This is a genomic window from Peterkaempfera griseoplana, from assembly GCF_001418575.1.
Classification (GTDB): Bacteria; Actinomycetota; Actinomycetes; order Streptomycetales; family Streptomycetaceae; genus Peterkaempfera; species Peterkaempfera griseoplana.
Map to the genome: position 1 here is coordinate 1 of NZ_LIQR01000326.1, position 1,587 is coordinate 1,587.

The 1,587-nt window shown below is 78.1% G+C and carries 2 protein-coding genes; both read right to left on the reverse strand.

Annotation, left to right across the window (positions count from 1 at the left end; translation table 11 throughout):
• Nucleotides 1-58: 58 nt before the first annotated feature.
• Nucleotides 59-856, reverse strand: a complete 798-nt coding sequence (locus tag AOK09_RS23915; RefSeq protein WP_055589302.1) for a hypothetical protein — start codon at nucleotides 854-856, stop codon at nucleotides 59-61.
• Nucleotides 853-1,347, reverse strand: coding sequence for a SigE family RNA polymerase sigma factor (locus tag AOK09_RS23920; protein WP_055589303.1), 495 nt, complete (start codon nucleotides 1,345-1,347; stop codon nucleotides 853-855). The genes AOK09_RS23915 and AOK09_RS23920 overlap by 4 nt, the downstream gene beginning before the upstream one ends.
• Nucleotides 1,348-1,587 lie beyond the last annotated feature (240 nt).

Sequence of the window (1,587 nt, forward strand, 5' to 3'; positions counted from 1 at the left end):
CACCCCCCCCCGCGCAGACCCGGGCCGGGACCAGCAGACCGGGACCGGCAGGCCGCGGTCAGGGGGAGTAGACCTGGTCCAGCCGGGTCACCCGGCCCGCGCTGTCGAGCCGGACACCGAAGATCTGGTCCGGATGCCGGGCGAGTCCCGCGGCGAGCTGGGCGGGCGAGGCGGGCACCGGGGAGCGGCCGCCGCTGATGGGCGCGGTGGTGGTGAGCACGGCCCCGGGGGCGAGGTTCAGGATCCGGACGGGCCCTGAGGGCGCCAGCCGGCCGCCGCCCTGCGCCGACGGGTCCGCCACACAGGCGACGGGCACCGCCTCCAGCCCGGCGGCCAGCCCCTTCAGCGGGTCCCTCAGCGTCAGCCCCTTCGCCCGGACCAGGAACTCGTGCGCCCCGGCCACCGGGCAGGAGACCAGCGCGGTCGGCAGCGGCAGCCCCGGACCGGCGGTGGACGGCCGCGCGGAGGGCAGACCGGTGGCCGGAGCCCGGCGGCTGGGGCCGCCCGCGGGGGCGGGTGCCCCGGAGGCGGGACGCGACGGGGTTGCCGCCGCGGGATCCGGCCCGGCGCTCGGCGGCGGTTCCGAGGTCCGCGGCGCGGCGGTCGCCGGCCCGGTGACGACGGGTGCGGGCGGTGGCGCTCCCTCGTGGCGGAAGCCGCCCGCCATCCCGTACGCCGTGCCGGCGGCCAGGAGGCCCGCGAGGGCCGCGGACGGGATCAGCACGATCCGTCTGCGGTGCCTGCGCTCGGTGTGGCGGCGCAGCTGCGCGGGCGGCAGCGGCGGCGCGGCCGCCTGCTCCGCGGACTCGGCGAGCCCGCGGAGGGCGTCCTGGAACTGCTGATCCCAACCGTTCATCGCGCGGAGATTCCCAGGAGGTCGTCGGACAGGTGTCGGGCGAGGGTCGCGCGGGCCCGGGAGAGCCGCACCTTGACGGTGCCGACCGGCGCACCGGTCTCCGCGGCGACCTCTGCGACCGGCAGGTCGCAGAGGTAGTGGAGCACCACCGCACGGCGCTGCTCCTCGGGGATCTTCCGCAGCGCCGCGACCAGCGCGGCGTGCTCGGGCCCCGGACTCGGGGCGTCCCCCGGTGCACCGTGCCGGAAGTGGGCAAGCAGCGCGCTGCGGGCCCGGCGCCAGCGGCTGACCGCGAGTCGCCAGGCGACGGTGCGCACCCAGGCCTCGGGGGCGTGCGAGGCGGAGAGCTCCTCGCGTCTGTCCCAGGCGCGGACGAAGGCCTCCTGGACGGCGTCCTGGGCATCGGCCAGGTTTCCGGTCATGGCGTAGAGCTGGCCGACGATACGTGACCAGCTCCGGTTGTAGAAGGCGTCGAACTCGTCAGGCGCCAAGCGTCCCCGCTCCTTGCTCCGGTGGGTGCGGCCTCCTCGGGGCGACCGGCACACCACAGCGCCCCGGCGCGCTCGGGGTCCGGCGCTCGGGGCGGTCGCCGCCTGGTGCGAGACGGCTCGGGTGCCGCACTCTATCCGCCACGTCGTGTCGCTCCTGCTCGCTGCCGGGCCGCCGGGTACGGCCCGGCGGTGGCCGGGGCCGGACGGTCCTGTCCCCGTCCGCCTGCCCCGGCCCTCCCC